This window comes from Streptomyces sp. HB132 (assembly GCF_016909575.1).
Classification (GTDB): Bacteria; Actinomycetota; Actinomycetes; order Streptomycetales; family Streptomycetaceae; genus Streptomyces.
The window spans coordinates 51,637-69,403 of record NZ_JAFBGA010000022.1 but is presented as its reverse complement, the minus strand read 5'-3'; the positions used below and the strand labels follow the sequence as shown (position 1 = coordinate 69,403).

General features: G+C 72.0%; 10 protein-coding genes. 6 read left to right on the top strand and 4 right to left on the bottom strand.

Features of this window, described 5'->3' with window-relative positions:
* The first annotated feature begins 31 nt into the window (after positions 1-31).
* From JOC24_RS30885 to JOC24_RS30860, 6 genes are all read left to right on the top strand, one after another.
* On the top strand, positions 32-2,062 hold the full coding sequence (locus JOC24_RS30885) for a CDP-glycerol glycerophosphotransferase family protein (protein WP_205023741.1): 2,031 nt from the start codon (positions 32-34) through the stop codon (positions 2,060-2,062).
* A gap of 73 nt (positions 2,063-2,135) precedes the next feature.
* A complete protein-coding gene (locus JOC24_RS30880) occupies positions 2,136-2,870 on the top strand; it encodes a methyltransferase domain-containing protein (RefSeq protein WP_205023740.1) in 735 nt (244 codons plus the stop codon).
* An 11-nt stretch (positions 2,871-2,881) separates the two neighbouring features.
* Positions 2,882-3,754, top strand: coding sequence for a TylF/MycF/NovP-related O-methyltransferase (locus tag JOC24_RS30875; protein WP_205023739.1), 873 nt, complete (start codon positions 2,882-2,884; stop codon positions 3,752-3,754).
* Between the two features lie 151 nt (positions 3,755-3,905).
* Positions 3,906-7,358, top strand: a complete 3,453-nt coding sequence (locus JOC24_RS30870; protein ID WP_205023738.1) for a bifunctional glycosyltransferase/CDP-glycerol:glycerophosphate glycerophosphotransferase — start codon at positions 3,906-3,908, stop codon at positions 7,356-7,358.
* Positions 7,355-10,201: a bifunctional glycosyltransferase/CDP-glycerol:glycerophosphate glycerophosphotransferase gene (locus tag JOC24_RS30865; protein ID WP_205023737.1), complete on the top strand. Its 2,847-nt coding sequence runs from the start codon at positions 7,355-7,357 to the stop codon at positions 10,199-10,201. Before JOC24_RS30870 ends, JOC24_RS30865 begins: the two co-directional genes overlap by 4 nt.
* The gene (locus JOC24_RS30860; RefSeq protein WP_205023736.1) at positions 10,198-11,346 is read left to right on the top strand and encodes a glycosyltransferase; all 1,149 of its coding nucleotides are present in this window, start codon (positions 10,198-10,200) and stop codon (positions 11,344-11,346) included. The genes JOC24_RS30865 and JOC24_RS30860 overlap by 4 nt, the downstream gene beginning before the upstream one ends.
* A 37-nt stretch (positions 11,347-11,383) precedes the next feature.
* On the opposite strand, the gene JOC24_RS30855 is transcribed toward JOC24_RS30860, so the two are convergent.
* The 4 genes from JOC24_RS30855 to JOC24_RS30840 form a co-directional block, all read right to left on the bottom strand.
* Positions 11,384-13,618 carry a bifunctional glycosyltransferase/CDP-glycerol:glycerophosphate glycerophosphotransferase gene (locus tag JOC24_RS30855; protein ID WP_205023735.1) on the bottom strand — a complete coding sequence of 745 codons (2,235 nt, stop codon included), beginning with the start codon at positions 13,616-13,618 and terminating at the stop codon, positions 11,384-11,386.
* A gap of 168 nt (positions 13,619-13,786) precedes the next feature.
* Positions 13,787-14,710 carry a carbohydrate ABC transporter permease gene (locus JOC24_RS30850; protein ID WP_205023734.1) on the bottom strand — a complete coding sequence of 308 codons (924 nt, stop codon included), beginning with the start codon at positions 14,708-14,710 and terminating at the stop codon, positions 13,787-13,789.
* A gap of 100 nt (positions 14,711-14,810) precedes the next feature.
* On the bottom strand, positions 14,811-16,190 hold the full coding sequence (locus JOC24_RS30845; RefSeq protein ID WP_205023733.1) for a carbohydrate ABC transporter permease: 1,380 nt from the start codon (positions 16,188-16,190) through the stop codon (positions 14,811-14,813).
* Between the two features lie 4 nt (positions 16,191-16,194).
* Positions 16,195-17,559, bottom strand: coding sequence for an ABC transporter substrate-binding protein (locus JOC24_RS30840; protein ID WP_205023732.1), 1,365 nt, complete (start codon positions 17,557-17,559; stop codon positions 16,195-16,197).
* Between the last annotated feature and the right edge of the window lie 208 nt (positions 17,560-17,767).

The following is a 17,767-nucleotide window of genomic DNA, read 5'->3' as shown; positions in this document are numbered from 1 at the left end:
GTCCGGGCGGGCACCCTTACGCTCGGCTGTCATGCTCCTCAGTGTCGTAGTGCCCGCCCACCGCGTTCAGGGGTATCTGAGGGCGGCCCTGGAGTCCGTGACGGAGCAGGCGGAGCCGGAGGGCGGACCGGCGGCCCCGGAGCTGATCGTCGTCGGCGCGCCCGGCGACGGGCCGGAGCTCGCCATCGCCCAGGAGTGCGCCGAGCGCGACCCCCGGGTGCGCCTGCTCGCCCTCGACGGCCCATGGGACACGGGCGCGGCCCGCAACGCCGGTGCGGCGGCGGCGCGCGGGACCTATCTGCTCTTCCTCGACGGGGACGACCTGCTCCTCCCCGGAGCGGTGGCTGCGATCACCGCACGGCTGTCGGAGGACCGGCCCGACGTACTTCGCCTCGGCCATGACGAGGTCGACTGGTGGGGCACGGCCCGGCCCGGCGACGACACCGTGCCGGCCGCCCGCAACCAGCTCCACCGGCGCGCCTTCTGGGACGCCCACCGGCTCCGCTTCACCGAGGGACCGTACGACGACGTCGTGCCCGTCCACCGCGCCGCCCTCCTCGCGTCGGACGCGGGCACCCTCGCCTCGCTCGACCGGACCTGCGTGCGCCACCGGCTGCGCCGCACCGGCACGTTCGCCACGACACCGGGCCGCGCGCACTTCGCCGTCATCGACGCGTACGAGCGGCTGACCGCCGGGACCGGCGGCGACCCGCGGATCCCGGCCCTGCGCACCGCCCACCTGACGGCCGTCCTCGACGACCCGGGCCGGATCGCCCCGCGCGACCGTGCCGCCTTCTTCCGGGCGGCGGGGCTCCCCGGCCGCTACGCGGCTCACCGGGCCCGGGAGGCGGTCCGCGCCGGGCGCGCCCGGGTCCGCGCCGCCGCGCGCGCGGGCAGGAAGTCCCTGCGCGCCCGCGTGATGAGGGCCCTCTACCGCGTCGACCTGCACCGGCCGCTGGACCCCTGCCTCGCCGTCTACGGGGCGTACTGGAACAGGGGCGTGGCCTGCAATCCGGCCGCCGTCCACGCGAAGGCCCGCGAACTGGTCCCGCACATCCGGGGCGTCTGGGTCGTCTCCTCCCGGCACCGCGACCGGATGCCGCCCGGTGCGCCGTACGTCATCGAGGGCTCCCGCGCCTACTGGCGGACCATGGCCACCGCGACGTACCTCGTCAGCAACTCCAGCTTCCCCGGCGGGTTCACCAAACGGCCCGGCCAGATCTACCTGCAGACCCACCACGGGACCCCGCTGAAGACCATGGGCCTGGACCAGCTGCCGTATCCCGCCCTCACCGGGGGCGTCAGCTTCGAACGCGTGGTCGCCCACACCGACCAGTGGGACTTCAGCCTCTCCGCGAACCCGCACAGCACCGAGGTCTGGGAGCGGGCCTACCCCTCCTCGTACGAACAACTGCCTTACGGCTACCCGCGCAACGACATCCTGTGCACGGCCACGCGGGAGCAGACCGACAAGATCCGCGCGGAGCTCGGCATCGCGCCCGGATCGACCGTGCTGCTGTACGCGCCGACCCACCGTGACTACCGCAAGGGCTTCGTCCCCCGCCTCGGCCCGGAGCGACTCACCCGGGAACTGGGGCCCGGCTGGGTGCTGCTGGTGCGCGCCCACTACTTCTACGGACGTTCGGCCGGGACGGCTGCGGGGGACCGGGTCGTCGACGTCACCGGCCATCCCGGGGTCGAAGAACTCTTCCTGGCCGCCGACGCGTTGATCACGGACTACTCGTCCCTGATGTTCGACTACGCATGCCTGGACCGCCCGATCATCACCTACGCGCCCGACTGGGACGCCTACCGGGCCTCCCGCGGCACGTACATCGACCTGCTGTCCGGCCGTCCCGGGGACACCCCGGGGGCGGTCGCCACCACGCAGGACGAGCTGCTCGAGGTGCTGCGGAGCGGCGCCTGGAGGTCCCCGGAGGCCGAGGCGCTGCGCGCCGCGTTCCGCGGCCGCTTCTGCCCGTACGACGACGGACACGCGGCGGAGCGTGTGGTGCGGCGGGTCTTCCCCGTGCCGCCGGACCGAGACCCGGGTCACCCGTAAGGGGAGGTTCCTCCGGTGCCCGCGGTCGTTGTGCCCGGCAGCGCCGCGCATACGGACACGTCGGGAGAAGCGCATGCACCGTTCCGCCTACGAGCAGATGCAGCTCTGCGTCGAGGAGTACCTGCCCAGGACCCGCAGGCACCGTGTGGTGGACCTCGGCTCGCGGATCGCCGGGGAGCAGAAACGTACCCACCGCGGACTCCTGGCGGGCCACGACGTCGACTACCTCGGCGTCGACGTCCTCGACGGCCCGAACGTCGACGCGGTCATGACCAGGCCCTACCGGATCCCCGCGAAGTCGCGCAGCGCCGATGTGGTGCTGTCCGGCCAGGCGTTCGAGCACATTCCCTTCTTCTGGGTGTCGATGATGGAGATCGCCCGGGTGCTCAAGCCCGGCGGTCATGCCTTCATCACCGCGCCCTCGCGCGGTCACGTGCACGACGCCCAGGACTGCTGGCGCTACTACCCCGACGGCTTCCGGGCGATGGCCGCCCACTCGCGTCTCGAACTCCGCGAGGCGTACACGGACTTCCCGCCCGTCAAGGGAATCCGGCACGACTACGCCTCCATCGACGCCGCGGCCGCCTACTGGGGCGACTCCGTCGGCGTCTTCCGCCGGCCGCTGCCCGACCGGAGGCCGGTGACCCGGCTGAAGAACCGCGTGGCCGACCTCGTCGTGCGGGAGACGGCGGTGTGGTGGGCCAACCGGGCCGGCGGAGTGGACCGGGTGCCGCTGCCGCGCCCACTGGACGGCCGGGAACGGTGCGGACGTCCGGACAGCCGTACGGCCCCATCAACTACAGGTTGACGAAAGATGACATGAGCCGCAAAGCGCGCGTACTGTCCCGCCCCATGGCTTGGCGCAACGCCGTCAACGGCGTCCTTCAGCACATGACCGGATACCAGCTCAGGCGCGCGACCCTGCCCGCTCCCCGCTCCGCTCCCGCGGCCGCTCCCGCCGCCCCGCGGACGACCGTGCCGGCGCAGACCGTGCCGAAGCCGGCGGCGAAGAAGCCGCAGCTCCCGGCGGACTACGACGACGAGGCGAAGGACATCATCCGCGCGGTCAAGCCGTACACGATGACCTCCCCGGAGCGGCTCAACGCCTTCGTCCTCGCGACCCGGCACATCGTCAGGCACGGCATCCCGGGTGACATCGTCGAGTGCGGTGTCTGGCGGGGCGGCTCCATGCAGGCCTGCGCGAAGACGCTCCTGTCGCTCGGTGAGACCGGCCGCGACCTCTACCTCTTCGACACCTACGAGGGCATGACCCCGCCCACCGATGAGGACCTGCGGCGGGACGGGAGGCCGGCCCGGGAGCTGCTGGACGCGCAGGGCAAGGACCGGCCCATCTGGGCCGTGGCCTCCCTGGAGGACGTACGGGCCGGGTTCGAGCAGGTCCCGTATCCGACGGACCGCGTCCACTACGTGCGGGGCAAGGTCGAGGACACCCTCCCCGAGCGGGCGCCGGAACAGATCTCCATCCTCCGGCTGGACACCGACTGGTACGCGTCGACGAAGCACGAGCTCGAGCACCTGTACGGGCGCCTGGTGAGCGGCGGGGTGCTGCTGATCGACGACTACGGCTACTGGCAGGGATCACGCCAGGCCGTGGACGAGTTCCTGGAGGAGACCGGCGAGCAGCTCCTGCTGCTGCGCATGGACGAGGGCCGCATCGCCGTCAAACCCTGAGGGGGCCGTGTCGGCCGGACCCGGGCGGACGGTGCCCGGGCGAACCCCGTTCGGACAGTGCCCCGTTGTGAGCCCCGTGCCTCCCCGGCGCGGGGCTCGTTCCATAGACAGGAAGTCCGTTCATCCGCCCGGAAGGATCGTGCGCAGCGCCATGGCACCCCGCCTCACCGTCGTCGTCCCGCTCTACAACGTCGAGGATTACCTCGGAGCCTGCCTGGACTCACTGGCCGGGCAGACCATGGCCGATCTGGAAGTCGTCATGGTCGACGACGGTTCGACGGACGGAAGTGCCGACGTGGCACTGGAGTTCTCCCGGAAGGACCCCCGCTTCCGTTTGATCCGGCAGAAGAACGCCGGGCTCGGGGCCGCGCGGAACGCGGGAGCCGCGCAGGCCCACCCGGACGCGGGGTTCCTGGCGTTCGTCGACAGCGACGACGTCGTGCCGCCGGGCGCCTTCGCCCGGATGCTCGGCGAACTCGACGCCTCCGGATCGGACTTCGCGACCGGCAACGTCCTCAGGCTCCGGGCGGACGGGGCGCTCGAACAGTCCCCGATGTTCCGCCGCCCGATGGAGAGGGCCCGCCGGGCCACCCACGTCACGCGTGACTGGATCCTGCTCGGCGACCGCATCGCGTGCAACAAGGTGTTCCGCAGGTCCTTCTGGGACCAGCACTCCTTCGCCTTCCCGACGGGGGTCCTGTACGAGGACATCGCCGTGGTCCTGCCCGCCCACTTCCTGGCCCGGAGCGTCGACGTCGTGGAGGAGCCGGTCTACCACTGGCGGGACCGCGACGGCTCGATCACCACCCGGCGCGCGGTCGCGCACGGCATCCGCGACCGGGTCACCGCGGTCTCCACGGTCAGCAGGTTCCTCGCGGACCGTGGCATGACGGAGGGGAAGCGCCGCTACGACGAGCACGCGCTCTCCGGAGACCTGTGGCTGTTCATCGAGGCGCTCCCGGACGGCGACGAGAGCTTCCACGAGGCATTCCTCACCCACGCCAACGCCTTCGCGGCCACGGTCGACCCGGCCGTCCTCGCGGCGCTGCCCCTGCATCTGCGGGTCAAGTGGCAGCTCATCCGGGAGCGCAGGACGGCGGAGCTGCTCGCGCTGCTGGCACACGAGTCCACCGACCGTGACACCTTCCACGTCCGGGGGCGGCTGCGCCCGCGGGCCCAGTACCCCGGGGTCGACGCGCCCCTCCCGCGCCAGGTCACCGCGCTGTCCGCCGACGACCTCCCCGTGCACGCGCACCTCACCGAGGCGGTGTGGCGGGACGGGCTGCTGCACCTCAAGGGATACGCGTACGTCCGCAACGCCCCGGGCGGATCGGCGGGGGCCGGCTGGCTGCGGTCGGGCCGCCGGCTGATGCCGCTCCGGCTGCGCAGGACGGTGACGGACGAGGCGGCGGCCGGATCGGGCCGCTCGCTGCACCGCTACGAGCGGTCCGGTTTCGAGACCGTCGTCGACCCGCGCCGGCTCGTCACCCGCGCCACGGCGCGCGGTGGCCGGACCGTGTGGAAGCTGGAATCCGTCGTGGTCGGTGCGGGGAGGCCGCGCCGGGGGCCGATGCGGCTGCTCGGAAATCCGGCCGCGCCCGCCGTCCGCTACGTCGACGAGCGCACCCGGGTCGTCCCGCTCCTCTCCGGGAACAAGCTGGAACTGCGCGCCGAGCGGGTCGACGCGGTGCTCGCCGGGCACGGGCCGACACGGACCGGCGACGGCATCCGGATCGCGGTGCGCCTGCTGGGCGGGGACGCTCCGACGGCACTGCGCATCCAGGAGTGGCGTACGAAGGAGACCCGCGAATTCCCCCTGGCCGCGGAAGAGGGCACGGACGGCCGCACCGTCGTCGCCGAGGTGCCGCTGGTGACCTTCCGGGGCTCCGACGGCGACTGGGGTGTCCAGCTGGCGGGCGGGCCGCGCCGGCTGACGGTCGCGGCCCGCCCGGAGACCGACGCCGCACGGTACGCGCTGCCCGGCGGCCGTGAGCTCTACGCCGCCGCCAACCCCTCCGGGGACCTCGTGCTGACCGACCGGGACGTGCGGCCCGTCGTCACCCGCGTGTCCTGGACGGACGACACACACCTGGCACTGGAGGGGACCTTCCCGGCCGTACGGGACCGCCCGGTCGAGCTCGTCCTGCGCCACGGCGGCCATCAGGAGGAGCACATCTTCGCCGTGGAGCGCACGGGCGCCGGTTTCCGTACGGCGCTGTCCCCCGGGGCCGTCGACGGGGCCGGCGGGGCGCTGCCGCTCGCCGAGGGCCGGTGGCACCCGTTCCTCCGCGACCGGGGCGAGACCGACCCGGATCGCTATCTCCCGCTGCGCGTGGTGCACCAGCTGCACGCGGAACTCCCGCAGGGCCGGGAGTCGCGAGGGCGCGGCTTCACCCTGGAACGGCGCTCCCACGACCGGCTCTCCCTGAGATCGGGAAGCGCCCTGCCACCGGGCGACAGAGGCGCGTACGGGCAGCGCCGGCTGCGCGAGCGGTACGCGGACCTGCGCGGCCGTGAGCTGTGGGACACCGTGCTGTACTCCAGCTTCGACGGGCGCCAGTACTCGGACTCACCCCGCGCCGTCCACCAGGAGCTGGCCCGGCGGGGCACCGGCGTCGAGCATCTCTGGGTGGTGCGGGACCAGCAGGCCGCCGTGCCCGCCGGAGTCCGCGCCGTCGCCCTGCACAGCGCCGAGTGGCACGACGCCCTGGCGCGCAGCCGGTGGATCGTCACCAACACCCAGCTGCCCGAGTGGTTCGAGCGGTCGGAGGGGCAGTTCGTCGTCCAGACCTGGCACGGCACCCCGCTCAAGTGCATCGGCCGGGACCTCTCGGGCACCGCCTTCGCGGACAGCGCCTACATGGATTCCATGCCACGGCGGGCCGCCCAGTGGAGCGTGCTCGTCTCACCGAACCGCTTCTCGACACCCGTCCTGCGCCGCGCGTTCGGCCACACGGGAGAGGTGCTCGAGAGCGGCTATCCGCGCAACGACCTGCTGTACGCCCCCGACCGGGCGAAGCTCGCCGACGCCGTCCGGCAGGCGCTCGCCGTTCCCGACGGCAAGCGGGTCGTCCTGTACGCCCCGACCTGGCGCGAGGACCGGCCCAGGCGGGGCGGGCGGTACGGGCTCGATCTCCAACTGGACCTGGAGCAGGCCCGGAAGGCGCTCGGTGACGACCATGTCCTGCTGGTGCGCCGCCACTACCTGGTCGGCGGGAGCATCCCGGAGAACGACTTCGTCCGCGACGTGTCCCGGCATCCCGATGTCGCCGAGCTGATGCTGATCAGCGATGTGCTGGTCACGGACTACTCGTCCCTGATGTTCGACTTCGCGCAGACGGGCCGGCCGATGCTCTTCCACACCTATGACCTGGAGCACTACCGCGACACCCTGCGCGGTTTCTGCTTCGACTTCGAGAACCGGGCACCCGGCCCGCTGATCACCGACTCGGCCGCCGTCGTCGAGGCGTTGCGCGATCCGGACGCCGCCACCGCCGGCCACCGCGCGGCGTACGCGGGCTTTTGTGAGTCGTTCTGCGATCTCGACGACGGGACGGCGGCCGCCCAGGTCGTGGACCGGATGCTGAAGGGGGAGCAGGCATGAGCACCCCCGACTTCAGCTGTGTGATCACCGCCGCGGAGGGCGGCGAGGAGGCGCTGGCCGCGTCCGTGGAGTCCGTGCTCGGCCAGAGTCTGCGGGCGGTCGAGGCACTCGTCGTCCTTCCAGTCGGCGCACCCCCCGCCCTGCGGCAGGCCGCCGGAGTGCTCGCCGGACGCTCCCCGGGCGAGGTCCGCGTCCTCGACCCCGGTACGGACTCGGTCGCCTCGCTGCGCAACGCCGGCCTGGACGCGGCGCGCGGCACCTACGTCCTCGTGCTCGACGTCGGCGAACGGCTCGAGCGGCACGCCTGCCGCAACCTCTGGCAGGCCGGTACGCGCACCCGTGCCGATCTGGTCGCGGGGCGCTGGAGCAGGCTCACCGGGGAGGGGGCGAAGGAGCGGGAACCCTCCTGGCAGCACCCGCTGTTCCTGCGTTCCCGCACGGTCGCCCGATTCACCGAAGCCCCCGAACTGGCCGTGCACGACGCCCTGGTGACGGGTTTCTGCCTGCGGCGGGCGGCGCTGGAGCGGCATGCGCTGCGCTACGACGAGGACCTCACCCACAGCGGGGTCCTGTTCGGTGCCCTGGCGGCGGCCGTGGTCGGCCGGATCGCCCTCGTACGCCGCCGGATCGTCTCGGGGCGGGCCGTTCCGGACGCCGGCCGGGACCTCGCCGGGGTGGTCGAGGCGCACCGGCGGGTGTGCCACGTGCTCGTGGCCCAGGGGCTGACGGAGCTGCGTGCGGAGCGGGACCGGGCCTTCCTGCTGGACACCGTCGTGCCGCTGGTGCGCACCCTGCCGGAGCTGCCCGTCGCCGACCGCGAACGCATCGCGGAGACGGCGGCCCGGGTGCTGCCCGGCTGCGTACCGGAGACGGTCCTGCTGAGTCTCGCTCCCGTCGAGCGCGTCGGAGTCCGGCTGCTGGAGCGGGGCGACGCGGACGGGGCGCTCACCGCGGCGTACGCCCTGCGCAGGAGGGGCGTGGTGGCCGCGCCCCTGTCCGTGGCGGACGACGGGAGGGTGTGCTGGAAAGGCGATCTTGACCCCGTGTTCGACGTCACCGGACTCGGCCACCAGTACCGGTCGTTCGGCGAGCTGAAGCTGATGAACAGGCTCACCCGCTACGAGGCCGACGGCGGCCGGGTCCTGCTCGCGGGCAGACTCGTCCTGCCCGCGCACACCGGGCCCGACCCGGGCGGCCCGCTGACGGCCCGGCTGGAGTTCCGTGTCCGGGACGGCTCCCGCGCCTTCCACGCGCCGGTCGCCACGCTGCGGCCCGACGCCACCGGAATCAGCTGGTCCACCCGCGTCGACGTCACCCGGCTGCTGCGCCCCCTGGGGCCCCGCGACACGGTGTGGGACGTGCGGATGGTGGTGGAGGACGGCCGGAACCGCTCGGTGAGCGACCTCTTCGCCGCACACGACCTCGTCGGCCCGGCGGACCGCTCCCCCGCCCTGCCCCGGCTGGGCAGGGCGGCCGGGGACACCTGGCAGCCCTACATCACGCTCCGGGACCACCTGGCGCTCCGGCTCGAAGCCCGCCTGCGGCCCGCCCGCACGGCCCGCCGACTGGTCCACTACGCCACCCACTTCCGCCCCGCCCGCCGGGCCAGGCTCCTGGCCCGGGCCCTGCGCCGACGACGGGACCGGCTGCACGCCAGGGGCTTCAAGGTCTCCGTCTACCGCTCCTGGCTGCTGCGGCTGCCCGTACGCAAGGGCTCCGTGGTCTTCGAGAGCCACATGGGCACCTGCTACGGCGACAGCCCCCGCGCCGTCCACGAGGAGGTGCGGGCCAGGGGGCTGCGGCTGCGCTGCGTCTGGTCGTACGCCGGCTCCCCGGACGGTTTCCCCGCGGACGCCGCGCTGGTGCCCCGATGGTCCTGGCGCTATCTGTGGGCCCTGGCCCGGGCCGAGTACTGGGTCGACAACCAGGGGTTCCCGCAGCACCTCGACAAGCCCTCCGGCACGACCTACCTCCAGACCTGGCACGGCTCGGCGTACAAGCGCATGGGCTTCGACGAGACGCGGGTGCGCATGCAGAACGCCCCGCAGCGCGAGCGGCTCCGGCAGTCCGTGGGCCGGTTCGACCACTTCCTCGTACGGTCCGAGCACGACGAGCGCACCCTGGCCCGCGCCTACCGGCTGCCGGAGGAGACGCTGCTGCGCACCGGCTACCCGCGCAACGACGTGCTGCTCGCCGCGCGCGCCAGGGACGAGGCGGAGGGCAGGCTGCCCCGTCCGGCTCTCGCGGCCGCACTCGGCCTGCCCGACCACCGCAAGGTCGTGCTGTACGCGCCGACCTTCCGGGGCGGCCCCGGCAAGCGCGGGCGGCAGCGGCTGCTGCTGGACGCGGCGCGCTTCGCGGAACGCTTCGGTGACACGTACACGCTGCTGGTGCGGAGTCACTACCTGGAGGCGGCGAGCCTGCCCGCCTGCCCGCCCGGGACGGTCGTGGACGTCTCGGGCCACCACGACGTGAGTGAACTGCTGGCGCTCACCGACGTCCTGGTCACCGACTACTCGTCGATCATGTTCGACTACGCGCTCCTGGACCGCCCGATCATCCTCTTCGCCCCCGATCTCGACTCCTACGTTGCCGAGCGGGGCAGCTACTTCGATCTGCGGGAGAAGGCACCGGGCCCGGTGACGGCCACCGAGGAGGAGCTGTTCGCCGTTTTGGCCCGGCTGAAGACCGCGGACACCGGCTATCAGGAGCAACGGGCCGCCTTCGCTTCCGAGTTCGGCGGCTACGACCGCGGAGAGGCGGCACGCGCCGTCGTCGACACCGTGTTCGCCCGGCACCTCGTCCCGTCCCCCACCGTCCCTACCGGGGAGGCCGGCCGATGAGCCGCAGCCGTGATGTCTTCATCGTCTCCAACAGCACCGACGAACTCGGCGGTGTCACCGGCTGGATGCACCGGACCGCCCAGCTGTTCCAGGAGGCGGGCCACCGGGTGCACACGGTCGGTATCCACGCCGCCGAGCGGAAGATGGCCCTGCCGGAGCCGTGCGGCTACCCGGTGACCGCGCTGTATCCGGCGCACCCTCCGACGCCCTGGGCGCCCAAGGGCCTGCGGGACCGCTTCCGTGTGCCCGCCAGGCGCGCCGAGGCAGCGCGTGCGGCCCGCAAGCGGCTGGCCGTCGAACGGCTCTCGGAGATCTTCCGGGCCGCCCGGCCCGGCGGGGTGGTGATCGTCAGCCAGGTCTGGGCGATGGAGTGGGTCGGCGAGGCGGACACCGTCGGGCTGCGGGTCATCGGGATGAGTCACGAGTCCTACGACTACTCCCGGGCGAGCCACCGCTACCGCTGGATCAGGAACCACTACCCGCCGCTCGACCACTGGCTCGTCCTCACGGAGGAGGACGCGGACAAGTGGGCGGGTGACGGGATGAACAACGTGGGTTTCATGCCCAACGCCCTGGCCGCGCTGCCCGATGTGCCCTCCCCGCGTTTGGGTAAGTCGGTGGCGAGCATCGGCCGGCTCACCGACCAGAAGGGCCTCGACATGCTCCTGGACACCTGGGCGCTGGTGGCTCCGCAGCGCCCGGACTGGCGGCTGGACGTCTACGGGACGGGCGAGGACGAGGCGGCCCTGAGGGCGCAGTGCACCGCCCTCGGGCTGGACTCCTCGGTCCACTGGCGGGGACGCACGGACGACGTCCCCGCCGCGCTCGCCACGTCCTCGGTCTTCGTCCAGTCCTCACGCGGCGAAGGCTTCCCGCTGGCACTGCTGGAGGCCATGGCGAGCGGCGTGCCGTGTGCCGCCTTCGACTGTGCGCCGGGTGTGCGGGAGATCGTGCGTGACGGTGAGGACGGACTGCTCGCGCCGGCGGGCGACATCACCGCGCTCGCCGACCGGCTGCTGAGGCTCACCGGCAACCCCCGGATGCGGGACGCGATGGGCGACCGGGCGCGGGCCGGTGTCCAGCGGTTCTCCGAGGCGGAGGCCATGGAGCGCTGGGAAGAGCTGTTCGCGTTCCTGGAGCGCTGAGAGCCCGGGGCGTCCGGCGCCCCGGGCTCCGCGGCCCTCACCCGCTCGTGTACTCCCGTACCGGTACCTGACGCGGCACCCCGGTCGGCCCACGACTCGTCAGCGGGACGGGCAGCGGCATGCCGGAGGTGTCGCCCAGGAAGACCCTGCGCACCACCCGCTCCGCCGCGTGGCCGTCGTCGTACGGGCAGAACCGGGCCCGGAACGCGGCGCGGCGCTGCGCCGACCGCGGCCCGCGCCAGTGGTCCGTGGCGAAGATCTCGTGCAGCTCCTCCTGGTCACGGGCGACCGCCCCGGGAGGGAAGGCCGCCGGATCGAAGTACGTGCCGCGCGCACCGTCGTACGCCTGGGCGTCCTCCAGGTGGAGGACGACCGGCCGGTCGAGGTTGACGTAGTCGAACATCAGCGACGAGTAGTCCGTGATCAGCCCGTCGGAGGCGAGGCAGAGTTCCTCGACCGACGGGTGGGCGCTGACGTCGATGATCCGCGGGTGCCGGGTGTGGCCGGCGGTGGCCCGGGCCGTCGCGTCCAGGTAGTGCGAGCGGGCCAGGATCACGAAGCGGGGCCCCAGGACGCGGACCAGCCGCTCCAGGTCCAGGGAGTGCTGCTGGGTACGCCGGTAGTCGCGGTGGGTCGGCGCGTACAGCAGGGCGGTGCTGCCGTCGGGGACGCCCAGGCGCACGCGCAGCCGCGCGGTCTCCTCGGGGCCCGTGCGGCGGAAGACGTCGTTGCGCGGGCTGCCGTACTCCAGCGTGGTGTAGCCGGACGGGTAGGTGCGTTCCCACACGAGGGTGGAGTGCTGGTTGGCCGAGAGCGAGAAGTCCCACTTGTCGATGTTGCGCAGCAGCTGGTCGAAGTCCATGGAGCCGGCCGCCGCGGGCCGGTGTACGAGGTCGGTGCCCATGGTCTTCAGCGGGGTGCCGTGATGGGTCTGCAGGAGCACCTGCCCGCGTCTCTTCACGAGTCTGCGGTCGAAGTTGACGTTGTTCACGAGGTACTTGGAGCGCGCCAGAGCCGTCCAGTACGCGGCGGTCCCCGGGTGCAGCACGCGGGTCGCGTCCGGCACCGTGTGCGCGTCCTGCGGGCGGCAGATCCAGTGGGTGCGCAACCCGGGTACGAGGGCTCTGGCCGTGGCCTCCAGCGCCGCGGGGCTGCAGGTGTAGCCGCGGTGCCAGTAGGCGGCGAAGACCGCGTCCGTGGTCCGGACGGGCAGGCGCAGCTGGACGCGGTAGTGCAGCTGGAGCGCGGCTCCGCGCACCGCCCGGCGCACCGTCGCCGCCGCGCGTCCGAGCCTCGCGCGCAGCCGCTGCGCGGCCCACAGGGCGCGGTAGGTGCGGTGCGCGCCCAGCCGGAACAGCGCGTGCCGCAGCCGGGTGCGACGGGGCACGGGGGAGCCCGGGGTGCGGTAGCGGCGGCAGTGGGCCCGGGCGCGGCGGAAGAACAGGGCCCGGGTCCCGCGCGGCAGCCGGCCCCGGGAGGTGAAGAGCGTCGAGAAGTGGTCGAGCATCCTGCGGAACATCACCGGTCGCCAGACGGCGAGTTCGGGCCGGGCGTCGATGAAGGCGAAGACGCGGTCGTACTGGTCGAAGACGTCGAAGTGCCGGTGGGTGGTGGTGGACAGGATGTTGCCACGACGCCGCTGGCGGTAGCCCACGCAGACGGTGTCCAGCACCGCGATCGACCCGGCGGCCATCAGCACCGGGTAGGTCCAGGGGGTGTCCTCGTAGTAGCCGGGCGGGAAGGTGAAGCCCTCGGCCTCGATGAACTCGCGGCGGTACGCCTTGTTCCACACGACCATCAGGACCTTGAGCAGCTCGGGCCGCTCCGCGAGCCCGAAGGACGCGGGGCCGGTCTCCGCGAGGTGCTCGGCGAAGGTGTTGCGCACGCTCTCGCCCGACCAGTACGTGCGGGCGTAGTCGTAGACCAGCACGTCGGGGCCGCCGGTGGCCTCCAGCCGGTCGGCGATGGTCTGGAGCGCCTCGGGGGCGAAGGTGTCGTCACCGTCGAGGAAGAGCAGATAGTCTCCGGTCGCCCTGGAGACCCCGGCGTTGCGGGCGGGCCCCAGTCCGGAGTTGCGGGGCAGGTGGACTGCGCTGACCCGGGGGTCGCGGACGGCGTACTCATCGGCGATCGGGCCACAGGCGTCCGGTGAACAGTCGTCGACCACGATGACTTCGTAGTCCTTGAAGGACTGGTTCAGCACGGAGTCGAGACACGCGTGCAGATACGCCTGGACCCGGTACGCGGGCACGATGACACTGAACCGGGGCACAACACATCCAGGGGTCGCTCGCGGGCGGGCAGGTGGCCCGCAAACGGCCGAAGGAGTGACTTGGTTACGCGGGATGTGGCATCCGGGGGAAAGACGAGGTAGGGCGGCCCGTTCGCGAGTGAACGGGCCGCCCTGGTGTTGACGAACGTGTGTACTGGACCGGCTTCCCTACTTGACGGCGCCCGCCATCACGCCGGAGACGAACTGCCGCTGGAAGGCGAAGAAGACCGCCAGCGGGATCACCATGGACACGAAGGCGCCGGGTGCGAGCACGTCGATGTTGTTGCCGAACTGCCGCACCTGCTGCTGCAGGGCCACGGTGATCGGCGGGGAATCCGAGTCCGCGAAGATCAGCGCGACCAGCATGTCGTTCCACACCCAGAGGAACTGGAAGATCCCGAGCGAGGCGATCGCGGGCCCGCCGAGGGGCATGACGACCCGGGTGAACAACCGGATCTCGCCCGCACCGTCCAGCCGTGCGGCCTCCAGCAGTTCGCGCGGGATCTCGGCGAAGAAGTTCCTCAGCAGGAAGATGGCGAACGGCAGGCCGAACGCCGTGTGGAACATGATCACGCCGAAGGTCGTCTCGAAGATCCCGATGGTGCCGAAGAGCTCGGACACCGGGATCAGGGCGACCTGCACGGGGACCACCAGCAGTCCCACGACCACCAGGAACCACCAGTCGCGGCCGGGGAACTCCATCCAGGCGAAGGCGTAACCGGCGAGCGAGCCGATGACGACCACGAGGACGGTGGTCGGGACGGTGATCAGCACCGTACTGAACAGGGAATCGGTGATGGTCGAATTGTCCAGCAGACGCTGGTAGTTGGAGAAGGTGAGCTCGGAGGGGGCGGTGAGGACCTTCCACCAGCCGGTCGCCGCGATGTCCTCGGGTCCGCGCAGCGAGGAGAGCAGCAGCCCGATGGTCGGCATCAGCCAGAACAGGCCCACCAGGACGAGGAAGACCCGCATGGCGCCGCCGCCCGCCCGGGCGGCGATCCGCGCGCCGAGGGGCCGCTCGGCCTTCCCGGTCCTCTCGGCCTTCTCGACCCGTGGGACCTGTTCGGCCTGTGCGGCCTTGGCCGTGGTCATCGGCGCCCCTCCTTCCGCGTACGGCGGTTGTCGCTGGGTCGTTCCGGGGAGCGCGCCCCGGACCCCCGGCGGGGGGATGGTGCGGTCCGGTCCCGAGTGGTCATCGGCGCCCCTCCCTCCGCATGCGGCGGATGTTGAACAGCATCACCGGGATCACCAGCAGCAACAGGAGTACGGCGATGGCGCTGCCGATCCCGAGATCCGCGTCCGTGCCGAACGAGGAGCGGTACAGCTGGAGGGCGAGGACGTTCGCGTCGTCCTGGGAGGATCCCGGCGCGATGATGAAGACCAGGTCGAAGATCTTCAGGACGTTGATCATCAAGGTGACCAGCACCACCGCGAGCACGGGGGCCAGCAGCGGCACCGTGATCCGACGGAAGACCTGCCACTCGTTCGCGCCGTCCACCCTGGCGGCCTCGAGGAGTTCGCGCGGCAGTCCCGCCAGGCCGGCCGCGATCAGCACCATCGCGAATCCGGCCCACATCCAGACGTAGCTGCCGATGATCCCCGGCGTCACGAGGGAGGGCCCGAGCCAGTCGACGCCGTTGTAGGGCTCGCGGAAGTTGTCCGCCGGGAGCCGAAGCAGGCTCCCGTCCGCCGACGCGGGCAGGGTGAACACCCCGTCCGCGCCCGCCGTGGCCCTGGCGACGACCTTGCCGTCCTTCACCGCCTCGACGGTGATGCCCTTGAGACCGAGTTCCTTCGGATCGACGAGGTTCGGCTTGCCGCCGCCGCCCTTGGTGAAGTCGAGCCAGGCCGTGCCCGTGATCCCCTCGCCGGACGCGGTGGCCGCCTTCGCGGGCTTCGCGTCGCCCGGCATCTTCGCCGGGGCCACGCCGACCAGCGGCAGGCTCACCGGCTCACCGGCACGCACGGTCTCCTTCGTCACGAAGGAACCGCCCCCGCCCGCCTTCAGCGGATGGACGGGCAGCGGATGCGCCTTGGGGAAGCCGGACGACTGGGCGAACGTGTCGTGCACCCCCACCGCCACGGCGTTGGCGACACCGCGCTCCGGCGCCTGCTCGTACACGAGCCGGAAGATGATGCCGGCGGCCAGCATGGAGATGGCCATCGGCATGAAGACGATCAGCTTGAACGCCGTCCCCCACCGGATCCGCTCGGTGAGCACCGCGAAGATCAGTCCCAGCACGGTGGCGACGGTCGGCGCGAACACGACCCAGATCGCGTTGTTCTTGACCGCTGTCCGGATGGTGTCGTCCGTGAACAGCGCCTTGTAGTTGTCCAGGCCCGCGAAGCCGGTTCCGGACTGGTCCAGGAACGAGCGGTAGACGGAGTAGACGATCGGATAGACGACGAGGGAGCCGAGCAGCACCAGGGCCGGCAGCAGGAACGCCGCCGCGACGGCCCTCCGGGTACCGGTCACCTTCCCGCGCGGGTGCTTGCCCGTGCTCGTACCCGTGTCGGGACGCTTGTCGGCGGGGGGCGCGGTTCCGGCGCCCCCCGCTGTCGCTGTGGTCACCCCGTCAGCTCTTGTACGCCTTGGCCGCGTCGGACTCCAGCTTCGCTTGAGCCCCCGCGATGTCCTTCGGGTTCTTCAGGAAGTCCTGGAGCGTCTTCCACTCACCCTTGCCGGGCGTCCCGCCGAACGACTGCGGGGCCTGGTCGGACATGTCGAACCGGACGTCGTCGCCGGCGTCGATCAGCGCCTCCGCCATCGTGCGCTGCACGTCGTTCGGGTACGCCGCCGTGTCCAGCGACTTGTTGGGCGAGATGAACCCGCCCGCCTCGGCCCAGATCTTCGCCGAGTCCTTGGAGGCCAGCCACGTCAGCAGGGCCTGGGCGCCCTTGGTGTCCTTGAGCGCCACCGCCGCGTCGCCGCCCGTCACCACCGGGGAGTCCGCGCCGACCGCCGGGAACGGGAACACCTTCGCGTCGGTGCCGATCTTCGCCTCGGTCTGCGCGATGTTGATGGAGACGAAGTCGCCCTCGAAGACCATGGCGCCCTTGGGCTGGTCGCCGCCGGTGAACGTCTGGGTGACGGACGCCGGGAACTCGGTCTGCAGAGCCCCGTCGGCCCCGCCGGCGATCAGGCTCGGCTTGCCGAAGAGCTCGGCGAGCGTGGTCAGGGCGTCCTTGACGGACGGGTCCGTCCACTTGATCTCGTGCTTGGCCAGCTGGTCGTACTTCTCCGGGCCGGCCTGGGAGAGGTAGACGTTCTCGAACCAGTCGGTGAGGGTCCAGCCGTCGGCACCGCCGACCGAGACCGGGGTGACGCCGGAGGCGGAGACCGTCTCGGCGGTGGCGATGAAGTCCTTCCAGGTCTTCGGCTCGCTCGCGCCAGCGTTCTCGAACGCCTTGGCGTTGTACCAGATCAGGGACTTGTTGGCGGCCTTGAAGTAGACGCCGTACTGGGTGCCGTCGACCGCGCCGAGGTCCTGCCAGACCTTCGAGTAGTTCTGGCCCAGCTGGGCCCGCGCCTCGTTGCCGACCGGCTTGGCCCACTTCTTGGCCACGGCCTGCTGGATCGCGCCCACCTGCGGGATCATCGCCACGTCCGGGGGCTGACCGCCCGCGATCTTCGTACCGAGGAAGTTGACGATCGGGTCCTGTGCCGGGACGAAGGTGACCGTGGCACCCGTCCGTGCCTCGAACTCGTCGAGGACCTTGGTGAAGTTGGCCTGCTCGGGTCCGGTCCAGACCGCGGCCACCGATATCTTCTCGCCGTCGAGCTTCGGCAGAGTGACGCTCGGCGCACTGCCTTCGCCCTTGCCGGCGTCGTCGCCCGGCTTGTCCTTACCGGCGCCGTCGTCACCACATCCGGTGAGTGCCAGCGCCCCGATCGCGGTGAACACCAGTGCGGCCCTACGCATGCGAAGGGTTGTGCGCATTCCTGCCCCGTCTCTCCTGCGCGCGCGTGAGGAACGGGCAGCGCAGCAGGGGTCTCCCGCTGCTGCCGCTCGCGTCTCACATCGTGCGGTTCACGTCGTCCGTGCGGACAGTCCTATGCCCGTCACACCGGAGTAGCAATACCGTCGCAGGCGCCAACTCGGCGATCGTGATGGGCTCGTGACGTCGAACCAGGACAGGACGGTCGCG